The 19,070-nt window shown below is 35.2% G+C and carries 26 protein-coding genes; 10 read left to right on the forward strand and 16 right to left on the reverse strand.

The window, feature by feature from the left end; genetic code table 11:
* Window positions 1-24 precede the first annotated feature (24 nt).
* Window positions 25-453 carry a transcriptional regulator MntR gene (mntR, locus tag NSS97_RS21425; RefSeq protein WP_002143106.1) on the reverse strand — a complete coding sequence of 143 codons (429 nt, stop codon included), beginning with the start codon at window positions 451-453 and terminating at the stop codon, window positions 25-27.
* A gap of 133 nt (window positions 454-586) precedes the next feature.
* Complete coding sequence (gene splB / locus NSS97_RS21430; RefSeq protein WP_341113992.1) at window positions 587-1,612, reverse strand: spore photoproduct lyase; 1,026 nt, start codon at window positions 1,610-1,612, stop codon at window positions 587-589.
* 156 nt (window positions 1,613-1,768) lie between these two features.
* On the opposite strand from splB, the gene NSS97_RS21435 reads away from it, so the two are divergent.
* From NSS97_RS21435 to NSS97_RS21450, 4 genes are all read left to right on the forward strand, one after another.
* The gene (locus NSS97_RS21435; RefSeq protein ID WP_000556081.1) at window positions 1,769-2,086 is read left to right on the forward strand and encodes a PadR family transcriptional regulator; all 318 of its coding nucleotides are present in this window, start codon (window positions 1,769-1,771) and stop codon (window positions 2,084-2,086) included.
* Between the two features lie 5 nt (window positions 2,087-2,091).
* Complete coding sequence (locus NSS97_RS21440; protein WP_341113994.1) at window positions 2,092-2,778, forward strand: DUF1129 family protein; 687 nt, start codon at window positions 2,092-2,094, stop codon at window positions 2,776-2,778.
* Window positions 2,779-2,785: 7 nt separating this feature from the next.
* Entirely contained in the window at window positions 2,786-3,454 is a 669-nt protein-coding gene (locus NSS97_RS21445) for a DUF1048 domain-containing protein (protein WP_085312332.1), read from the forward strand.
* A 200-nt stretch (window positions 3,455-3,654) separates the two neighbouring features.
* Window positions 3,655-4,494, forward strand: a complete 840-nt coding sequence (locus NSS97_RS21450) for a hypothetical protein (RefSeq protein WP_107886359.1) — start codon at window positions 3,655-3,657, stop codon at window positions 4,492-4,494.
* Window positions 4,495-4,522: 28 nt separating this feature from the next.
* Here NSS97_RS21450 and NSS97_RS21455 read toward each other — a convergent pair whose 3' ends face one another.
* Window positions 4,523-5,359, reverse strand: a complete 837-nt coding sequence (locus tag NSS97_RS21455) for a lipoate--protein ligase family protein (RefSeq protein ID WP_002015039.1) — start codon at window positions 5,357-5,359, stop codon at window positions 4,523-4,525.
* Window positions 5,360-5,529: 170 nt separating this feature from the next.
* On the opposite strand from NSS97_RS21455, the gene NSS97_RS21460 reads away from it, so the two are divergent.
* Entirely contained in the window at window positions 5,530-5,913 is a 384-nt protein-coding gene (locus NSS97_RS21460; protein WP_002015038.1) for a rhodanese-like domain-containing protein, read from the forward strand.
* Between the two features lie 37 nt (window positions 5,914-5,950).
* On the opposite strand, the gene NSS97_RS21465 is transcribed toward NSS97_RS21460, so the two are convergent.
* Window positions 5,951-6,487: a hypothetical protein gene (locus tag NSS97_RS21465; RefSeq protein ID WP_044442986.1), complete on the reverse strand. Its 537-nt coding sequence runs from the start codon at window positions 6,485-6,487 to the stop codon at window positions 5,951-5,953.
* A 317-nt stretch (window positions 6,488-6,804) separates the two neighbouring features.
* On the opposite strand from NSS97_RS21465, the gene NSS97_RS21470 reads away from it, so the two are divergent.
* From NSS97_RS21470 to NSS97_RS21490, 5 genes are all read left to right on the forward strand, one after another.
* Window positions 6,805-7,782, forward strand: coding sequence for a LacI family DNA-binding transcriptional regulator (locus NSS97_RS21470; RefSeq protein WP_341114000.1), 978 nt, complete (start codon window positions 6,805-6,807; stop codon window positions 7,780-7,782).
* Between the two features lie 98 nt (window positions 7,783-7,880).
* Complete coding sequence (locus NSS97_RS21475; protein ID WP_002034003.1) at window positions 7,881-8,462, forward strand: TetR/AcrR family transcriptional regulator; 582 nt, start codon at window positions 7,881-7,883, stop codon at window positions 8,460-8,462.
* 71 nt (window positions 8,463-8,533) lie between these two features.
* Window positions 8,534-8,866 carry a DMT family transporter gene (locus NSS97_RS21480; RefSeq protein ID WP_000312339.1) on the forward strand — a complete coding sequence of 111 codons (333 nt, stop codon included), beginning with the start codon at window positions 8,534-8,536 and terminating at the stop codon, window positions 8,864-8,866.
* A 1-nt stretch (window position 8,867) separates the two neighbouring features.
* Window positions 8,868-9,182, forward strand: a complete 315-nt coding sequence (locus tag NSS97_RS21485) for a DMT family transporter (RefSeq protein ID WP_002015033.1) — start codon at window positions 8,868-8,870, stop codon at window positions 9,180-9,182.
* A 15-nt stretch (window positions 9,183-9,197) separates the two neighbouring features.
* Window positions 9,198-9,455, forward strand: coding sequence for a DUF3975 family protein (locus NSS97_RS21490; RefSeq protein ID WP_044442625.1), 258 nt, complete (start codon window positions 9,198-9,200; stop codon window positions 9,453-9,455).
* A gap of 168 nt (window positions 9,456-9,623) precedes the next feature.
* Here NSS97_RS21490 and NSS97_RS21495 read toward each other — a convergent pair whose 3' ends face one another.
* From NSS97_RS21495 to gcvT, 12 genes are all read right to left on the reverse strand, one after another.
* Window positions 9,624-9,809 (reverse strand): hypothetical protein, encoded by a 186-nt coding sequence (locus NSS97_RS21495; protein ID WP_131929150.1) that lies wholly within the window; start codon window positions 9,807-9,809, stop codon window positions 9,624-9,626.
* 250 nt (window positions 9,810-10,059) lie between these two features.
* A complete protein-coding gene (locus tag NSS97_RS21500; protein WP_107886355.1) occupies window positions 10,060-10,653 on the reverse strand; it encodes an ABC-2 transporter permease in 594 nt (197 codons plus the stop codon).
* A 15-nt stretch (window positions 10,654-10,668) separates the two neighbouring features.
* Window positions 10,669-11,292 carry an ABC-2 transporter permease gene (locus tag NSS97_RS21505; RefSeq protein WP_107886354.1) on the reverse strand — a complete coding sequence of 208 codons (624 nt, stop codon included), beginning with the start codon at window positions 11,290-11,292 and terminating at the stop codon, window positions 10,669-10,671.
* Window positions 11,293-11,359: 67 nt separating this feature from the next.
* Entirely contained in the window at window positions 11,360-11,992 is a 633-nt protein-coding gene (locus NSS97_RS21510; protein WP_107886353.1) for an ABC-2 transporter permease, read from the reverse strand.
* A gap of 14 nt (window positions 11,993-12,006) precedes the next feature.
* Entirely contained in the window at window positions 12,007-12,675 is a 669-nt protein-coding gene (locus NSS97_RS21515; protein WP_107886352.1) for an ABC-2 transporter permease, read from the reverse strand.
* Window positions 12,656-13,528, reverse strand: a complete 873-nt coding sequence (locus NSS97_RS21520) for an ATP-binding cassette domain-containing protein (RefSeq protein ID WP_107886351.1) — start codon at window positions 13,526-13,528, stop codon at window positions 12,656-12,658. The genes NSS97_RS21515 and NSS97_RS21520 overlap by 20 nt, the downstream gene beginning before the upstream one ends.
* A gap of 3 nt (window positions 13,529-13,531) precedes the next feature.
* Entirely contained in the window at window positions 13,532-13,906 is a 375-nt protein-coding gene (locus NSS97_RS21525) for a GntR family transcriptional regulator (RefSeq protein WP_044442613.1), read from the reverse strand.
* Window positions 13,907-14,022: 116 nt separating this feature from the next.
* Complete coding sequence (locus tag NSS97_RS21530) at window positions 14,023-14,214, reverse strand: hypothetical protein (RefSeq protein WP_002088608.1); 192 nt, start codon at window positions 14,212-14,214, stop codon at window positions 14,023-14,025.
* A gap of 70 nt (window positions 14,215-14,284) precedes the next feature.
* Window positions 14,285-14,488 (reverse strand): DUF3929 family protein, encoded by a 204-nt coding sequence (locus tag NSS97_RS21535; RefSeq protein ID WP_000262495.1) that lies wholly within the window; start codon window positions 14,486-14,488, stop codon window positions 14,285-14,287.
* A 286-nt stretch (window positions 14,489-14,774) separates the two neighbouring features.
* Complete coding sequence (gene gcvPB / locus NSS97_RS21540) at window positions 14,775-16,250, reverse strand: aminomethyl-transferring glycine dehydrogenase subunit 2 (protein WP_002122485.1); 1,476 nt, start codon at window positions 16,248-16,250, stop codon at window positions 14,775-14,777.
* On the reverse strand, window positions 16,247-17,590 hold the full coding sequence (gcvPA, locus tag NSS97_RS21545) for an aminomethyl-transferring glycine dehydrogenase subunit 1 (protein WP_002034012.1): 1,344 nt from the start codon (window positions 17,588-17,590) through the stop codon (window positions 16,247-16,249). Before gcvPA ends, gcvPB begins: the two co-directional genes overlap by 4 nt.
* Before the next feature lie 20 nt (window positions 17,591-17,610).
* Window positions 17,611-18,711 carry a glycine cleavage system aminomethyltransferase GcvT gene (gene gcvT, locus NSS97_RS21550; protein WP_002034013.1) on the reverse strand — a complete coding sequence of 367 codons (1,101 nt, stop codon included), beginning with the start codon at window positions 18,709-18,711 and terminating at the stop codon, window positions 17,611-17,613.
* Window positions 18,712-19,070: the final 359 nt, after the last annotated feature.

The following is a 19,070-nucleotide window of genomic DNA, read 5'->3' on the forward strand; positions in this document are numbered from 1 at the left end:
AAAAGGAAACGCCACACGTTCCCCTTAATTACTTTTCTCTTCATTTGCTTTTTGAACACCACGAAGTGTTTTTACTCGAACTTCATCTTGTTCAAAGTATTGTACTAAATCACCGATACGGTCAATTGATTCCCAACTTAAATGATGTTCAATTCCTTCTACATCATTATAAATTTTGCTTTCATCCACACCGATAATGCGCATAAACTGTTCTAACAATTCATGACGATATACGAGACGTTCTCCGATTTTTTTACCTTTTGATGTTAATACAAGCCCTCTATATTTTTCATAAATTAGATATTCGTCTTTGTCTAATTTTTGTACCATTTTTGTTACAGAGGATGGATGTACACTAAGCGCTTCAGCAATATCAGATACACGGGCATAACCCTTTTCATCAATCAACAAATAAATTTGTTCAATATAATCTTCCATACTAGGGGTAGGCATCGGTTTCCTCCATCCAATTTCATTTTGCTTATTCCGTACGAAGCAATCAATAAAATGATACACCAGAAAGAATAACGTGACAAGGTGGAAACGAGCCTAAATATATAAAACAAAAAAAGAATCCAGATTCCCCTTATGTAAAATATTGAATTTCTGCATCGGGAAAATACTCATATATATAACCTCGTATTGTTTCTTCTAATACTTCCACATCATCCTTTTGATATACGTATTTCCCAATACCGTATCGTCCCCATTTATATTTCCGCTTCTCTTCATCCATTTCAAGTTTCGTATTCGGATAACGTTCTTGAATGACTTTTTTGGCTGGTTTCGTAAAACGATGTTGAATTAATTCGAACGTTAAATTTGGTATCGTCATGTCTTTTAACGCATTGTACAATCGGTCAAACAATTCACGGTACCCTTCTTCCCACCCTTCATGCATATAGATTGGCGCAACAATAAAGCCAAGAGGATAATTAGCCCCCGCTACTTTACGAGCAGCCTCAATTCGCTCTTCAAATGGCGATGTCCCTGGTTCAAAATTTTTAATAACATAACGTGAATTAATACTAAATCGAAAACGCGTTTTCCCATTATGCTTTGCATCTAATAAATGATCAACATGCGAATATTTGGTAACGAAGCGTAAACGTCCATGTTCACTTTCTCCGATAAACTCTATCGCCCGCTTTAATGCATGTGTCAAATGATCAATTCCAACGATGTCTGATGTACACGCCGCTTCAAATCTTGTTATTTCAGGGGCCCTTTCATCCATATATTGCTTTGCCTTCTCAAAGATTTCATCTAGATTCACATACACCCTTACGTAAGGTTTACTCCCAAGTGTCGTTTGCAAATAGCAATAATGACAATGTCCCATACACCCTGTTGCAAGCGGAATTGCATATTCAGCTGAAGGTTTTGATGTATCGAACTTTAACGTCTTCCTCACCCCAACGACAAGTGTTGCTTTTGCATTACGATACTTTTGCAATTCATTTTCCCCTGGAAAATTTCTAATTTGATTGTGTGATGTCGTTTCACGGATTTCTAATCCCATCTTCGTAAACTTCTCATAAAGCTCTTTTCCAAGCGGATATTCGAGTGCCCTCGGTTCAAAGTAAACGAGTTTTGGCATAAATGGTTTCATGTGCTTCCCTCCTCTCATTAGTATGGGAAGCACATGAAAATTAACACAGATTAAAGTTTTCCACTTCAGTAACTTGCGTTGCAAGTTACTGACTGTTATAATTCGGATAACAGCTACCTTGCAAGGCAAGTTACCTGGATAAAAGGTGGTGAAATCATGCACAGCCAAATGTTAAAAGGTGTACTAGAAGGTTGCATTCTATATATCATTTCACAAGAAGAAGTGTACGGATATGAACTAAGTACAAAATTAAATAAACACGGCTTTACATTCGTAAGTGAAGGAAGCATCTATCCTTTATTGTTACGCATGCAAAAAGAGAAACTTATTGAAGGTACATTAAAGGCTTCCTCTCTTGGACCGAAGCGAAAATATTATCACGTAACTGATAAGGGATTAGAACAACTTGAAGAATTTAAAAAAAGTTGGGGAATGGTTTCAACGACGGTAAACAACTTATTACAAGGGGAGTGATAGGGATGAAGGCGAAAGATTTAATCGAATTAAATAATCAAAAGCGTAAATTATTAAATGCAGAAAATGAAACCCCCTATAGTGACATGTTAATATACATCCGCCTAGCTAAAGTGCCAGAGTACCAAGCAGAAGAACTGCTAATTGAAATTCTAGATCACCTTATTGAAGCCCAGCAAGAAGAAAAAAGTGCTTATGACATTTTTGGCGACGACTTACAGGCGTACTGTGACGAGCTAATTGCTGCTCTACCGAAGCAAAGTTTATGGGAACAATTATCGATTCCTTTATTTATAACTAGTTACCTGTTAGCAATATACTTTGCTATTTCTTCCGTAATTGCATTGGTATTTCCCTTATTTTCAAATGAAGCACGTTTTAAATTTGTACACATTGATTTCATTTATCTGCTCGCATTTATCTTGTCGGTACATCTTATGATACGTTTTATTTTCGATTTTATTAACACTGATTTATTTAAAAACACAACAACTATTTGGAGGCATATAGGAAGTTTTTTAATACGCCATAGCCTATGGATACTATTAATCGGTATTTCCTTTTTATTTATAAAAAAGCCCTATACTACTTTGCAAATTTCACCTTGGATTGGCGCTTTACTTGCCATCTCTTGCTATGCACTATATAAACTTTTCTTCAAAAAAGAATACTTAGAATTTAAAAAGGAGTAACGAGGTTATGACCGAAAAAGAAATGGTTAAGTTAAACAATGAAAAAAGAAAATTATTAACACCTGAAAACGAAGCTGCTTATGGTGATATGCTTATTTATTTACGCTTTACTAGCGTTCCGCAAAAGCAAATGGAAGAACTGCTATTAGAAATATTAGACCATCTTTTAGAAGCACAAGAAGATGATAAAAATGCTCATGATATTTTCGGAGAAGATTTAAAAGCTTACTGTGATGAATTAATTAATTCTTCAGAACATCAAAATCTTTTCCAACAAGCCGCCGTTATTGGGTTTGCAGTTAGTTTATTGTTAGCTATTCAAATTGGATACGATACATTTACTACTCTTATGCAAAAACTATTTACAGATACAAATCACTTAGGAATTCCATTTAGTATTCCCGGAACAATATTATCTGCTATCGTTTTAACAATTGGTTCTTTCATAACTTTTTCGTTATTCAGACGTTTTTCTTTTACAATACTGGTTTCCTGGAAACAAAAAGCACTCCTCTTATTATCAGTGTTTATACCTTTTATCTTATCAGTTTTTTCAAACGTATTTTTTAAAACACAACCATACTTATTTTATAATTTGTCTATTTGGCAAGGTGCTCTTGTTACACTTTCTTTTTATATTCTGTACAAATTTTTATATAAAACATCTAAATTTTAACAGCCTTTCAAACGGCTGTTTTTCTTCTGTCTAATTTTACAAATTGAAAAATTTCATAAAGAAAATAAGAAAAATGCAAAATAATTAAAGTTAATTGTTGACGTGATGCTTTTATTATCGGTATCATAAATCTTCGTGAGCAATTATTTTTCGTTATACGATTTTTTTATTATTACTGAATTTTTGAGAGGAGAAATTAGATGTCAGTTAAGAAGAAAACGCAAGTACGCACCGGCAAAATGGTACGTGAACTAATGTTAGCAGACGAAGATGTAAATGCTTCGCTAATTATGGTATACAGTGAAAACGGTGTAAACGCAGAAATTAAAATCGAGGGCTTAACGCCGAAATGTAACGAAGAATTATTTTTGAGCGGAAACGTGGATTGGAACAAGAGTGTTATTTATAAAATTGTTGATTTCACTGGGAACGCTGAGGTTGGTAAAGTTACATTAACAGCGATGAACAAAAATAATGTTTCTCTAGAAGTTGAACGCGTTATGTGGAGCAAAGAAAATAAAGAAGCTGCTGAGCAAGAAGAAACAGTTGTAGAAGCTACTCCGAAAAAAGAAGTAGTTGTAGAAGCTCCAAAAGCAGTTACACCTACTCCAAAGCCTATTACGCGAGTAGAAACACCTGCTGCACCTAAACCTACTCCGGTACCAACGCCGAAGTCAGTAAGTGTTGAAGCAGCTATAGAACTATCTACTCCAGCACCTGTGAAAAAAGCAGTACCTACTCCAGTTACAAAGCAAGAGACAGCACCGGTTACTCCTGTAAAACCGAAGCAACCTGCTTTGACTGAAACAAATACAAAACTACAAGAAAATTATGTTAAACTTGTGAAAAAGACAATTGAAGTTTGTCAAGATTACGAGCTTGGCATCGACATAGATGATTCTATTGAAGGATTAAAAAAAGAGCTACAAAGCCAAGGTATTAGCGTTACATTCGACAAAGAAATTATGGACGTTGTAAATCGCCTTCGTTCTTTACAAGATAAAGGAATCAAAGTAGAAAAAGTACTTAATTTACTATAAAAATAAGGAGATGGCGGTCGCCATCTCCTTATTTTTTATAATTCCATTCATTACTTTCATACTTCTCTTTTGCTAAAGTTTGAACTTCATGAAGCTGTTCTTCTGTTAGTTCATACGGCACAAGCTCTATATCTAAACCTTTTTCAAATCCAGTTTCAAACGCTTTAATTAACTGTTCAATCGTAAATGTGCGGTCTGTTAATTCATTAATCGCTACCGCTTTAGAAGAAAACATGTTTTTCATACGCTCTTTTACTCGCTCATTTGGGAATAAAAATAGGTCGTATAACTCATCTAAATCTATTTCTAACGGAATAGAACCGTGTTGCAAGATAACACCTTTTTGACGTGTTTGGGCACTACCCGCGATTTTTCTTCCTTCAACTACAATCTCATACCAAGATGGTGCATCAAAACATACTCCTGAACGCGGATTTTTTAAATTCTCACGATCCGCTTCTGTTTTCGGAACTGCATAATACGCTTCTAATCCTAATGCCTTAAAACCGTCCAATAAGCCTTGCGAAATAATTCGGTATGCTTCTGTAACTGTTTTTGGCATATTCGGATGATCTTCAGACACAATAACACTGTACGTTAATTCTTTGTCATGTAGTACACCCCTGCCGCCTGTTTGACGACGAACGAATCCATATTTCTTTTCGTTAACTACATCCATATTTATATCTTTTTCAACACGCTGGAAATACCCGACTGTTAATGTTGGTACTTCCCATTCATAAAAACGAATTGTTGGTGACATTTTCTTTGCACTTTGCCAATTTAATAAACATTCATCTAACGCCATATTAAATGCTGGTGAACATTGACCAGAGTTAATATAACACCATTTTTCTTTTCCCATCCTGCACCTCATATAACCAATTATTTTTCACATTCTCTAGTCTACCAAATTCGACAAAATTTGTGAAAGAATACGAAATTTCTTCTTATATACAAATGAATCTGTTGCATAAATACATATGGGCATTATAATATTGAAAGTAGGATAAGAAAAAAGGGAGCGATAGAATCGTGTCAACAAACTTGATTATTATACTAGCCGCAATTGCAGCATTCATCGGCTACACTGTATGGATGTATTTCTATCAGAAAAAATTAATTAAAACACTTTCAGAAGATGAATTTCGCGCTGGCTACCGTAAAGCACAGCTTATCGATATTCGCGAAGCGGATGAATTTAACGCGGGACATATTTTAGGTGCACGTAACATTCCATTATCACAAATTCGCCTTCGCCACAAAGAACTTCGCCAAGATCAACCGGTTTATTTATATTGCCAAAGCGGATTCCGTACAGGTCGTGCAGCTCAATACTTAAAAAAACAAGGCTACACAGATTTCTACCAATTAAAAGGTGGATTTAAATCTTGGTCAGGAAAAATTAAAAAGAAATAATATACAAAAAACTAGCTGCACGATACAGCTAGTTTTTTCATTCCATATCGTTCGCAATGTACAGCAGATTTTGTTTAATCACACCTTCATCTTTCTCATCTACATTACGATATAATAGCTGATATTCAATCCCCTTCTCTTTCCATATAAGCGTAGCAAATTCGTCCCCTCTCTCGTAATCATCCTTATTTTTAAAATAAGCAGGTGCTCCATTATTCAATTTCATTTGTTCTTGAAATCGATTCTCTTCTACGAGGTATGGAAAACTGTAAGAAAAGTTGGCCACTGTTAATTCTATATAATCGTGCCTTCCTTTCTCTTGTTGCTTATATTTAATCGTTAAGACAGCATTCTTCTTTCCCATCGTTCTTACCTCTCCCTTCACATCACTCGTAATGTCATAAGGTAAAAACGTTGGAACTTTAAACTTTTCCGGAAAATATTTTGGAAGTTCCTTTAGGGGAATCGGATCAGTAACACGGTCCTTAGCCCCTCCTGTTGTTCCTACAAATGTTTTTTCTTCTTGCATCGTTTGCTGAAATGAACATGAGCTAAGTATTACACTAGAAAACACGAAACAAATGATTCCTTTTTTCAATTTGTTTCCGCCCTTTCATACCGCTCTCTTAACGAGCGAAGCGTTTATACTCTCTTCTATTCGCTTCGTTACCAAACGCCTCCTCCGAAAACTTTCCACGTTATTCTCACACATTTTGACAAAAATTCTTTGCAGACATACAAAAAAGACCTCGCTATTCTTACGCCCAAATAAAAAGGTTACGCGAACAACAGAAGTCATGCTTATAACATAGATTGTGAAAAGCTTTTCAGGTCAAGATTTTTTTCATTCTTATTATTTTCCTCTTATAATTAAGTAAAGAGGTGATACATATGGCCAATATAAAACAAATTGCAAAAACTGCTGGTGTATCTATATCAACTGTTTCTCGTGTCCTTAATAATCATCCTTACGTAAAAGAGGAAAAACGTAAGCGTGTTTTAGATGCAGTTGAAGAATTGAACTATGCAAAAAATATAAATGCTATCCATTTAATAAAGGGTAAAACATATACAATTGGCGTTATGCTACCTTTTATTAATCTTCCGTACTTTAGCACGATCATTGAAGGAATCGGAAACGAAGCGTTAGCAGCTGGATATCATATTAATTTATGCCAAACGAATTACGATAGTATTGAAGAAATTCGCGTTCTTGAAATGATGAAAATGAAGCAATTTGACGGGATGATTATTTGCTCTCGCACGAGTTCATGGGAACAAATTGAACCGTTCGCAAAATTTGCCCCTATTATTTCATGTGAAAAAATGAACCATCCCCTCATTTCATCTGTCTATGTAGATCATTACGAAGGATTCCGCCTTGGTACTTCCTATTTACTCAGTAAAGGTCATGAAAAAATCGGCATTTGTTTAGCAAGAAAAACAAGTGTTAATTCAATCGAGCGTGAAAAAGCTTTCGCCGATACTCTTCGTCACGAAGGAAAAACAGTATACCCTGATTGGATTTTCCATCAATGTTATACGATGCAGGACGGGGCAAAAATACTTCATCGTATTTTAAACATGAAAAATCGTCCAACCGCTATTTTCACAGCGAACGATCAAGTAGCTGCTGGTTTATTAACAGAGGCAAAAAAACATGGCATTCGCATACCTGAAGACCTCGCTATCCTGGGATTTGATAACCATGAAATTTCAAAAGCATTAGAAATTACAACTATTGAGCATCCCGGGCTCACAATGGGATCACGTGCTTTTTCTTTATTTCATAAACAGATACAAAACGAACACATTATTGGAAACTCAGAAGAACTTTCATTCCATTTAATTGAGCGAAAAACAGTCTAGAAAAGAGTGCCCACCATAGCACTCTTTTTTCAGTTCTTCACCTATTGACTTTATATTTTTTATCTCATATAATGAACCTAACGAACGGTAGGTAGGGGATGAAAATGACAGCAAACCGCATTAAAGCTGTAGCACTTTCTCATTTCGCACGCTACGGCTACGAAGGAACTTCATTAGCAAATATTGCTCAAGAAGTTGGGATTAAAAAACCATCGATTTACGCACACTTTAAAGGAAAAGAAGAGCTATATTTTACATGCTTAGAATCCGCTCTTCAAAAAGATTTACAAAGCTTCACTGACGATATCGAAAATTTTTCAAAATCGTCTACTGAAGAATTGCTAGTAAATCTGTTAAAAGGTTATGCAAAACGATTTGGTGAAAGTGAAGAATCAATGTTTTGGTTACGAACTTCTTATTTTCCGCCGGATGCATTTCGCGAACAAATTATTGATAAAGCGAATGTACACATTGAAAACGTCGGAAAACTTTTATTCCCTGTGTTTAAAAGAGCAAGCGAACAAGATGAACTGCATAACATTGAAGTAAAAGATGCTTTGGAGGCTTTTTTATGCTTACTTGACGGCCTTATGGTTGAACTACTATACGCAGGTTTAAATCGTTTTGAGACACGTTTAGAAGCTTCTTGGAAAGTATTTTGGCGCGGCCTTTCAAACTGACGGATTGCTCCTTTGCAATGCGTCGTTTTTAAGCCCTTTACCTAACGACTGGTAGGAAGGAGAAATGACATATGGCATGGATTTATGTAATCATAGCTGGTATTATTGAAATCTTTTGGGTTATTGGACTTAAAAAAGCGGAGGCACCACTTGAGTGGGCTGGTGTTGCTCTATTAATTACAATTAGTTTCGTCTTATTATTTAGAGCATATAAAGATCTACCTGTCGGCACTGTATACGCAGTCTTTACAGGAATTGGAGCTGGTGGAATCGTTCTTACAGAGATTTTCATCTTCGGAGAACCTTTCTCTATCGTAAAAGTTTTATTAATTGGTTTAATCTTCTTCGGAGTAATTGGTTTAAAACGAGTAACAGAAGAAAAAGAAGCGAAGGAGGCCGCATAAAATGGCTTGGGTATTTTTAATTCTAGCTGGTATTTGTGAAATTGTTGGTGTACTCTTTATGAAAGTAGCCACTGAAAAGAAAGGCTGGGCACCAAAAGTTATTTTAATCGCTAACTTTGGCGTAAGCTTCTTCTTCTTATCTCTTGCAATGAACACATTACCGATGGGAACTGCTTACGCAATTTGGACTGGAATCGGAACTGCTGGAAGTGCACTTCTCGGTATTCTTATTTTCCGCGAGTCAGCGGATTGGCGTCGCCTTGCCTTCTTAAGCTGCATTCTATGCGGTGCTGTTGGCTTAAAATTATTAGGCTAACGTGAGGTGAATGTCATGTGGAAAGAAAAAGGAAAACAAATCTTAACATGGATCACACTTGGGATCGTCATTCTATTACAAATAAGTTTTCATATAATAGAATGGCTGTTTCATAAAGTACTATCCATTCTTACATTCCTTCCTAACATGGCACTTGAAATTGCATCTATCGCTTGGTCAATTATTGCCTCCATTACAATCGTGATTATATGGAGTATCGCCAAGCTATGGAACAAGTTATTTAAAAAGGACAGTTCTTCTGAAAAGAAGTAACTGTCTTTTTTTATCCCGCATTAACGGGCAGTAAGACCCCCACCTCAAAATTCGGCGAATGCGAGGGAGTTAGGTGGGAAATCAACTGCCCGTAAACGCCCGATTGGTGAAGGCTAATAATCAGTGGGGATGGACAAAACCCCCACTGATTAAAGTTTCACTTTATATTCATTCTGATTTTCTATAGAAATTTGATGCGATCAGACAAAGCAGACCAGCTATGACAATACTCATACCAATCCCTTTATGCAAATTAGGAAATGGCGGTGGTATATCCGAGTAAAAATTTGCTAATATGAGACCGATTGAAAATAAAAGTACCCCAATTCTATATAACCACTTTCTTTTGTTCATCATTCTCCCTCCTAAAATTTTTCATATCCTTCTTTCTTTTGGACATACTACCTAAAAAAGGAGTGGGTTATATGCAAAATTCTATACATAAGCAGATCCTGTTTTTATTTTTCCTCTTTCTCATTCTCGTTATCGTTTTCAGCTTTATATTACATACTCCAAAAGATGTTGTACCAAACAGCCTCTCTGTTTATAAACTCTTACTTTCATATTGTCGTTATTGAATAAGGTGCCTTTTATGAGGCACCTTTTAAAATTCTCTTTTTTCATATACTTTTACTGAAACGAATGCAGATGCTATGAACATGCATATTGAACTAACGAACAATAAGCTATTATATAATTGAATTTGTTCCAGGTTGATTTGAAAGAACATTGAACAAATTGCTATCGGTGCTATTAGTATGAAAAGCGTAATAAAAATAGTTTTTTTATATGCTAACCAAAACGATATTGGTAAAACAAAGCTTAAATACACTAAAATAAAGCTAATACTAGCAACCATTGTCGTTTCAATAAATTCAAATAGGTTAACCCCATTCTTCATTCCCATCGTGAAACAACCGACCGTTACGCTTATAAAAAGAATAATAATCGCTACTATATACTTTGCAAACACAATTTCTTTTTTCAATATTGGTAAACTATTTACTATAACTTCACTCTCATTTTTACTATCCTCATTAAATGTTTTAACGGTTGCCATAACTGTAAAAATGACTGACATAATTATGAATAAATTTTTCGTATCTGTTAAAGCCATATAAAAGAAAATAGGATACAGTATGTACCAAATTAAAAATTTCCATTGGACGATGAAATCTTTTAAAATTAGTTGTTTCAAAGCTATTCTCCCCCCTTACAAATCACGCTCACTATACAAATGAATTGAGAGTAACATAGACATGATATATAAAAGAAGCAGCCCTGCTATGAAACAAATATTTATGAATATACTAGTGTTCCAAGCATTTTCTACACTTAACCATACTTTACTTACAATCAGTCCACTTAAATACCCAAATGCGATTCCGATAAAAGGAGCAATTTGTTTTGCGCTGTTGTACCCTACTGCAAATTTAATCGGGAGCACAATTATGCTATAAACAAAACCACCTGTTATTCCTCCGAGAATCGCTCCCCATAGAATAAATACAGTTGTATTTTCGTTTTGCAACTGGATTAAACTAACAGCAAATGGGAAAATCCCACCTAAAGCAACTAAAATACTTACAAATATGTATTTCGCTATGACAATTTCTTTACGCTGCAACGGTAAACTATTTATTATCATTTCACTTTTATTTTTATCCTCATAACTCATTGACAGCATCATTCCAAGAACAGGTATAAACATGCTAAATGTCATCAGAAAACTATCACTACGAAAATCAACAATGAGAAGGAAAAGCAAGCATATTAGATACACAAAGCTTAACTTTTTTTGCAACATCATATCTTTTAAAACTAGTTGCTTGATCATTTGTTACACCTCCTAGTGGCATCTCGCAACATTAAACATTTTTTCTTATTAATCAAATATGCAATTATTAAAGCTCCTTCTCTTTAAAAATCGCAATTGAAAAAAGCATTGAGATGAAATAACTTAAACATGCCACTATACTTAAAATACTTATAACTAGCATCACATCTGACGATTGAAAAAACATTAACAGAAGCCTTTCATCAGCAAATATATTGCACATAAACCCTAACAAGCCTATTAGAAGAAAAAATATAACTACTCCAAGGATAGTAACCGTTCGCTTATCCCCACTATATTTTATGGGGAGGATCATAACAGCATAAAGAACGGAAAAGAAAATAGCTATAAATAATGCATACCACGGAATATTTATATTTTCTCTTAATACAAATACAGGTAGTACAAAGAAAACAAATGTAACAACTAGACTAAATGCAATAAAAAATACAGTAGTCATGTATTTCGCAATAACAATGTCTCTTCTAGTAAAAGGTAAACTCACTAATATTTTTTCTGTGTTATTTTTTTCTTCAACTGATAAAGAAATTGAAATCATTGAAAGACATATAACAAAACAAACATACGCCAATTGAAATGGTTCTATAGAGCTTTGGAATGCTCCGTATATTGGCAAGATTAAATAGATGAGAAACATTTTTCTTTGTAAGAAAAACTCCTTCAAAATCAACTGTTTCATGCAAATTCCCCTTTCTATAAATCACGCGATCCATAGATTTTAATTGTTAGAAACATAGAAGCGATATATACACTAGCCAATATAATTCCTCCAGCTATAAATACGCCAAGATGTGATGGATTCATAATCCAATTAATGAATGATGGTGCTGTTTCGTTCAGTCCATCCCCTATAAATATCCATGCAATTCCACCTACTGCCATCGATGCTCCTGACAATATACTCCTTGCTATCTTTGATTTCGTTCCGTAATAACTAGGAAAAAATGCCGCAACAAAAACCAAAGCGTAAACAGCCCCATTTACTACTCCATACCACGGAATTTCAATATACAAATTAGGATGATATGCACCGATATCACCAATGACCACAATACCTCTTATAAGAAAAACAACTAGCATAGTAGAGATCATGCCACCTACAATGAATATTGCACTAGAAATATATCTAGCAATAATGATATCCTTTCGACTTACCGGTAAACTATTTATAATAATGTCACTTTTATTCCTTTCATCCATAAAGATTAACGTCATAACGGAGGAAAGAGTTATAAATAGACAACTCATCGGAACTAACAATTCACCACTTGGATCTAACATAAATAACACAAGGGGCACAATAAGATTCACTAACCAAGTTACCCGAAAAAAGAATAAATCTTTATATATGAGCTGACGCATAAGCACCTCTCCCTTTCGCGGTGTAAACGATAATATCATCTAATGTAGGCTTTTCTATTACAACCTCATTTCCAAACCAATCGATAATTGCTTGTTTATCCTCTGCTAAACCTTCGAAACCAAATTTATTTTTTCGTAATCCAACAAATAGCTCTTTTCCTTCTCGGTCTAATAAATCATTACTTCCCTTTACGATTACGTAATTCTCCATTAATTCATCTTTCTCACCAGTAAATATAATTTCTCCATCGTTGATGAACGTAATATAATCCGCGATGCGCTCTAAGTCTGTTGTAATGTGTGTTGAGAATAATACAGATACTTCATCTTCCATTACAATCTCTTGCAGCATATCAAGTAATTCACTTCGAACAACTGGGTCTAATCCTGCTGTTGGTTCATCCATAATAATGAATTCCGCATGGTGTGAAAGTGCGATTGCAATCGCAAATTTCATTTTCATCCCTTTGGATAACTCTTTAATCTTTTTATACGTTGGAACTTGTAATCTCTGCATATACGATTGATACTGCTTTTCGTCCCACTTTTTATATAACGGTGCAATAATCCGTTTCATTTGCTCACACGTTAAATCTTCGTAATAATGATTTTCATCATATACAAAACCAATATTTTGTTTTATTTCCTTTTCGGCTTTCTTATTGTCCTTACCAAAAATTTTTATATCACCGCTCTCTTTTCTGATTAAATTCATAATCATTTTGATCGTCGTACTTTTTCCAGCTCCATTCGGTCCGATAAATCCCATAATATATCCACGTGGCAATGTAAAACTTACATTTTTCACTGAGAAATCTTGATAAGTTTTACAAACGTTTTTTAGCTCTAACATCTCTTATTCCCCCTTGTATAAACACGCAATCATCTGTTGCAACTCTTCCAGTGAAAGCTGCAACACTTTACTTTCATTCACAATCTCTTCTACTTTACTTTCCAATAGACGTAGCCGCTGTTCTTTTAATAGTTCATTATTTTTATGTGAAACATAAGTCCCCTTCCCAGCAACAGTTTCTATATATCCTTCTTTTTCAAGCTCCTCGTACGCACGTTTCGTTGTAATTACACTAATTTGTAATTCCTTCGCTAAGCTACGAATAGACGGTAATTGGTCTCCACCCTTTAAACCACTATTTAAAATAAGCTGGCTTAATTGTTTCCTTATTTGCACATAAATAGGGTCTTGGGAAGAATTCGAAATAATAATATTCATGTTTTCCTCCAGTGTGTATATACTGTATATACCTTATATACACAGTATATACAAAACATCCTATTTTTGGCAAGAAAAAAAGACCAACATTTTTCTGTTGGTCTTTCGTATATGTATCACTTTTCAAAGCGATCTAACATTTCGTCTCTCATTCCGAAACTAACAACCGCAATTCCTACATACATAAAAAGAAGGAATGCTGGATGAACTGTATTGTACCAGCTGCTATCAACAATTAAATAAATCGTTAACGCCACAACAAGAACAAACGCTAAAATAAACATATAAAAGTGTCTTGTATTACCCATGATAAACTCCTCTCTTCTCTCTTCACCATTCAACAGTATATTGTATCGAATAATTCGATATGACTCAAGGTTAACTTTCTGTTATGTAATCAAGTTCTACCTTTACAATGTCCTCACACGCTATTGAAATGATTGTTCCTTGTTTATCAATCGCTGTCACTTCTCTATTATCCATTACACGGTGCGCTACTCTTTCTAACACTTTCCCTTGGTCTCGGTAACAAAATTCTTTTACATCTTTAATTGTTTCTCCATTTTCTAAATGGTATACCATTCTATAACATCGATATCCCACGCTTCCACCCCCGTCTTGCTCGTTTTTTCACATATACATAAAAATGAGTAATTTCTACCTCATCACATCTTCTTAATTTCAATAAAATTCTAACAAAAATAAATACTTTTATCAAACCGACTTTTTCAACAAAAACACCTATAAAACCGCATCTTTACAGCAATATGAAACAAAAAATATAAATTTTTAACATTTTTTTCATTCTATCCGCACCAATGTCGCAAAAAAAAAAGAACCCGCATGTAGCGAGTTCTTTTTTTTCCAATCACACTTGTACAGGTGCTAGCTTTTCATAACGTAAAACTGGTTTACGAGCAGCCAATGTTTCATCTAAACGTTTTATTACTGTTGTATGTGGTGCTTCTTGTACAACTTCTGGATTTTCTTCTACCTCTTTAGCAATTTGAATCATCTTATCAATGAAACCATCTAATGTTTCTTTTGATTCTGTTTCTGTTGGCTCAATCATAATACATTCTTCCACATTTAATGGGAAGTAAATTGTTGGTGGATGGTAACCGAAATCAAGCAGACGTTTTGCAATATCTAATGTACGTACACCAAGTTTCTTTTGACGACGACCTGATAATACAAATTCATGCTTGCAATGTCTATCGAACGGAAGATCATAGAATGGTGCTAATCTTCTCATCATATAGTTCGCATTTAATACAGCATACTCAGTTACTGCACGCAAGCCATCTGGGCCCATAGAACGAATATATGTGTATGCACGAACGTTAATTCCGAAGTTACCATAGAATGGTTTCACACGCCCAATTGCTTCTGGACGATCATAGTTAAAGTGATAGCCATTTTCCGTTTTCTCTAAAATCGGTTTTGGTAAGTACGGAATTAAATCAGCTTTCACACCTACTGGACCAGAACCTGGGCCACCGCCGCCATGCGGACCTGTAAATGTTTTATGAAGATTTAAATGCACAACGTCAAATCCCATATCTCCTGGGCGTGCTTGGCTTAATACCGCATTTAAGTTTGCACCATCATAGTATAATTTACCGCCTGCGTTATGGACGATTTCTGCCATTTCTAAAATATTTTCTTCGAATAGGCCTAATGTATTTGGATTTGTTAACATAAGTGCTGCTGTTTCTTCGTTTACAACACGTTTTAAATCATCTAAGTCAACAAGACCATGTTCATTTGATTTCACCGTAATTGTTTCAAAACCAGCTACTGTTGCAGACGCCGGGTTTGTTCCGTGAGCAGAGTCAGGAACAATTACTTTCGTACGGTTAAAGTCACCGTTCGCTTCATGATATGCACGAATCAACATTAATCCTGTCCATTCTCCGTGTGCACCAGCTGCTGGTTGTAACGTAACAGTATCCATACCTGTAATTTCAATTAAATGTTCTTGTAAGTCATACATTAATTCCATTGCACCTTGCACTGTTTTTTCATCTTGAAGTGGATGAATATTTGCAAAGCCTGCGAAACGAGCTACGTTTTCATTAATTTTCGGATTATATTTCATCGTACAAGACCCAAGTGGATAGAATCCAGAATCCACACCGTGGTTACGGTTTGAAAGCGCTGTGTAATGGCGCATAATATCAAGTTCAGATACTTCTGGAAGCTCTGCATCTTCTACTCGAATATAATCACTCTCAAACACATCTTCTAATTTTACTTCTTCTACATCTAATTTGGGTAAGCTATATCCTACGCGTCCTTCTTTAGTCACTTCAAAAATAAGTGCTTGGTCTTGGTTCTTCATTGGATAGCCCCCATTTCGTTTACAAGTGTGTCAATTTCCTCTTTTGTACGAAGCTCTGTTACCGCTACAAGCATATGGTCTTCATGCTCTTTATAATCACGGCCTAGGTCGTAACCACCGATAATATTCTTTTGTATTAATACATCATTTATTTCTTTAACTGGACGTTTACAATCTACAACAAATTCATTAAAGAATGGTCCAGCGAACGTTACTGTGAAACCTTTCGCTTCAAATTGACGTTTTGCATATTGTGCTTTAGAAATATTTTGACGTGCCATTTCTTTTACACCTTGTTTGCCAAGTGCCGTCATTGCAACAGAAGCTGCTAATGCATTTAACGCTTGGTTTGAACAAATGTTAGACGTCGCTTTATCACGACGAATATGCTGTTCACGTGCTTGTAACGTTAATACAAATCCACGTTTACCATCTGAATCTACAGTTTGTCCGACAAGACGTCCTGGAATTTTACGCATAAATGCTTTCGTTGTTGCAAAGTAACCACAGTGCGGTCCACCAAACTGCGTTGGGATACCGAATGGTTGTGCATCACCGATTACAACATCAGCACCGAATTTTCCTGGCGGTGTTAATGCGCCTAATGATAATGGATTTGAAGAAACGATAAATAATGATTTTTGTTGATGAACGATTTTTTCGATATCAGCTAACTTTTCCACTTGTCCGAAGAAGTTTGGATATTGAACGATTACACAAGCAACTGTATCATCTACTTCACTTTGTAATACTTCTAAATCTGTTACACCGTTTTTATGATCAATTTCAACAACTTCAAGATTTTGACCTTTTGCATATGTTTCAAGTACCGCTCTTGATTCTGGATGAACTGCCTTAGATACAAGAATTTTCTTTTTGCGAGTATGACCAGCTGCTAGCATTGCCGCTTCAGCTAAAGCTGTACCTCCGTCATACATAGAAGAGTTTGCTACATCCATTCCTGTTAATTCACAAATCATTGTTTGGAATTCAAAAATTGCTTGTAATTCCCCTTGTGAAATTTCTGGTTGGTATGGTGTGTATGCTGTATAAAACTCTGAACGAGAAATAACATGATCAACAATTACTGGAGCGTAATGATCGTATACACCTGCTCCTAAGAAAGAAGCATATTCTTTTAAGTTCGCATTTTTGCTAGCCATTTGAGATAGCTCTTTTAAAAGCTCTGGCTCTGATTTTGCTTCTTTAATTTTTAAATCCCCTTTAAAACGAACACTCTCTGGAATATCAGAGAATAACTCATCAATCGTTTGAACGCCGATTGTTTGTAACATTTCTTTTTTGTCTTCTTCTGTCATTGGAAGATAACGATGCAACATGAAATCTACCCCTCTCCCCGTTACTTTGAACGTTTATAAAATGGTGTTGGAACAACTACTGCTTTGACGCGTTTATTACGAATTTCAATTTCTACTTCTGTATCAACTGCTGCGTATTTTACATCAATTAGTGCTAAACCAATGCTTTTCTTTAACGTTGGAGATTGTGTACCACTCGTTACTTCCCCGATTTTTTCTTCTCCTATAAATACAGGGTAATGCGTACGAGGAATACCGCGTTCGATTACTTCGATGCCGACTAATTTACGAGATGCACCGTTTTCTTTTTGCTCTTTTAACGTTTCTTTTCCAAAGAAATCTGCTTCTTTATTTGGTTTTACCGCAAAGCCAATTCCCGCTTCAATCGGTGTAATATCTTTTGATAACTCTTGTCCGTATAACGGAAGTGTTGCTTCGAAGCGAAGTGTATCACGAGCACCTAAGCCACATGGTTTTAAGCCCTCTTCTGCTCCCACTTCAAGAAGTTTCTCCCAAAGTTTTGCTGCATCTTCACTCTTACAGTAAATTTCGAATCCATCTTCACCTGTGTAACCTGTACGAGATACAAGTGCAGGAATTCCATCTACAAGAATATTATTTTTAAATTTAAAGAACTTAATTTCTTTTAAATCTTCTGACACAACTTTTTGTAAAATGCCTTCTGCTTTTGGTCCTTGAATTGCAAGCTGCGCAACTTCACTAGAAACATTGACTACTTTCGCATCGCCAATTACATGGCTAGCTAACCATTCGTAATCTTTCTCGATATTTGATGCATTGATTACTAATAAATAGTCTTCTTCACCACGTTTGTAGATTAATAAGTCATCTACTGTGCCACCATTTTCATAGCACATAGCTGTATATTGTGCGCCCCCTACCTTTAAGGTAGATACGTCATTTGTAACAACACGTTGTAAAAATGCTAAACTATCTACACCTTTTACCTCTACTTCTCCCATATGAGATACATCGAACAAACCTGCTCCTGTACGTACAGCTTCATGTTCCTCTTTAATGCTTGAAAATTGAACTGGTAATTCCCAACCACCGAAGTCGACTGTTTTCCCACCATACTTCGCGTATACATCAAATAACGGTGTACGTTGTAATGTAATCATGCTCTTTCCCCCTTATGCTCTGACAAATCAATAAAAGTTGCTTCCCATATCTAAACATTTTCATTCTGAAAAGATAAGGTTATACGGAATCTCAGTATATTTTTTTATGAAAGCGTAAATAAAAAGTTACTTTCTTGGATAAAATACGAAAGATTCCACACATTTCACACCATTATCCTAACATTATTCGCTATATTTCATCAATATTCTAGCATAAAAAATAATTTAGAATTTTTCATTCTTAATCTTATTAAATACAAATTTTGAAATTTAGCCCTTTATCATTGCCTATTCTTTAACTTTTAGTAATTGTGATAGCGCCTTATTACGAGGCTTATAATAAAGATTTTTTAAATAAT

Origin of the sequence: Bacillus sp. FSL R12-0074 (assembly GCF_038005725.1) — a bacterium.
GTDB lineage: Bacteria > Bacillota > Bacilli > Bacillales > Bacillaceae_G > Bacillus_A > Bacillus_A mycoides.

Excerpts from the sequence above, each read along its gene's own strand:
- mntR (WP_002143106.1), bottom strand. The coding sequence starts at position 453 with ATGCCTACCCCTAGTATGGAAGATTATATTGAACAAATTTATTTGTTG.
- NSS97_RS21455 (WP_002015039.1), bottom strand. The coding sequence starts at position 5,359 with ATGGGAAAAGAAAAATGGTGTTATATTAACTCTGGTCAATGTTCACCA.
- NSS97_RS21515 (WP_107886352.1), bottom strand. The coding sequence starts at position 12,675 with ATGCGTCAGCTCATATATAAAGATTTATTCTTTTTTCGGGTAACTTGG.
- NSS97_RS21480 (WP_000312339.1), top strand. The coding sequence starts at position 8,534 with ATGGCATGGATTTATGTAATCATAGCTGGTATTATTGAAATCTTTTGG.
- NSS97_RS21525 (WP_044442613.1), bottom strand. The coding sequence starts at position 13,906 with ATGAATATTATTATTTCGAATTCTTCCCAAGACCCTATTTATGTGCAA.
- NSS97_RS21435 (WP_000556081.1), top strand. The coding sequence starts at position 1,769 with ATGCACAGCCAAATGTTAAAAGGTGTACTAGAAGGTTGCATTCTATAT.
- NSS97_RS21520 (WP_107886351.1), bottom strand. The coding sequence starts at position 13,528 with ATGTTAGAGCTAAAAAACGTTTGTAAAACTTATCAAGATTTCTCAGTG.
- NSS97_RS21490 (WP_044442625.1), top strand. The coding sequence starts at position 9,198 with ATGTGGAAAGAAAAAGGAAAACAAATCTTAACATGGATCACACTTGGG.
- gcvPA (WP_002034012.1), bottom strand. The coding sequence starts at position 17,590 with ATGTTGCATCGTTATCTTCCAATGACAGAAGAAGACAAAAAAGAAATG.
- NSS97_RS21510 (WP_107886353.1), bottom strand. The coding sequence starts at position 11,992 with ATGAAACAGTTGATTTTGAAGGAGTTTTTCTTACAAAGAAAAATGTTT.
- NSS97_RS21475 (WP_002034003.1), top strand. The coding sequence starts at position 7,881 with ATGAAAATGACAGCAAACCGCATTAAAGCTGTAGCACTTTCTCATTTC.
- splB (WP_341113992.1), bottom strand. The coding sequence starts at position 1,612 with ATGAAACCATTTATGCCAAAACTCGTTTACTTTGAACCGAGGGCACTC.
- NSS97_RS21505 (WP_107886354.1), bottom strand. The coding sequence starts at position 11,292 with ATGATCAAGCAACTAGTTTTAAAAGATATGATGTTGCAAAAAAAGTTA.
- NSS97_RS21470 (WP_341114000.1), top strand. The coding sequence starts at position 6,805 with ATGGCCAATATAAAACAAATTGCAAAAACTGCTGGTGTATCTATATCA.
- NSS97_RS21495 (WP_131929150.1), bottom strand. The coding sequence starts at position 9,809 with ATGAACAAAAGAAAGTGGTTATATAGAATTGGGGTACTTTTATTTTCA.
- gcvPB (WP_002122485.1), bottom strand. The coding sequence starts at position 16,250 with ATGAAGAACCAAGACCAAGCACTTATTTTTGAAGTGACTAAAGAAGGA.
- NSS97_RS21445 (WP_085312332.1), top strand. The coding sequence starts at position 2,786 with ATGACCGAAAAAGAAATGGTTAAGTTAAACAATGAAAAAAGAAAATTA.
- NSS97_RS21450 (WP_107886359.1), top strand. The coding sequence starts at position 3,655 with ATGTCAGTTAAGAAGAAAACGCAAGTACGCACCGGCAAAATGGTACGT.
- NSS97_RS21485 (WP_002015033.1), top strand. The coding sequence starts at position 8,868 with ATGGCTTGGGTATTTTTAATTCTAGCTGGTATTTGTGAAATTGTTGGT.
- NSS97_RS21535 (WP_000262495.1), bottom strand. The coding sequence starts at position 14,488 with ATGGTATACCATTTAGAAAATGGAGAAACAATTAAAGATGTAAAAGAA.
- NSS97_RS21530 (WP_002088608.1), bottom strand. The coding sequence starts at position 14,214 with ATGGGTAATACAAGACACTTTTATATGTTTATTTTAGCGTTTGTTCTT.
- gcvT (WP_002034013.1), bottom strand. The coding sequence starts at position 18,711 with ATGATTACATTACAACGTACACCGTTATTTGATGTATACGCGAAGTAT.
- NSS97_RS21440 (WP_341113994.1), top strand. The coding sequence starts at position 2,092 with ATGAAGGCGAAAGATTTAATCGAATTAAATAATCAAAAGCGTAAATTA.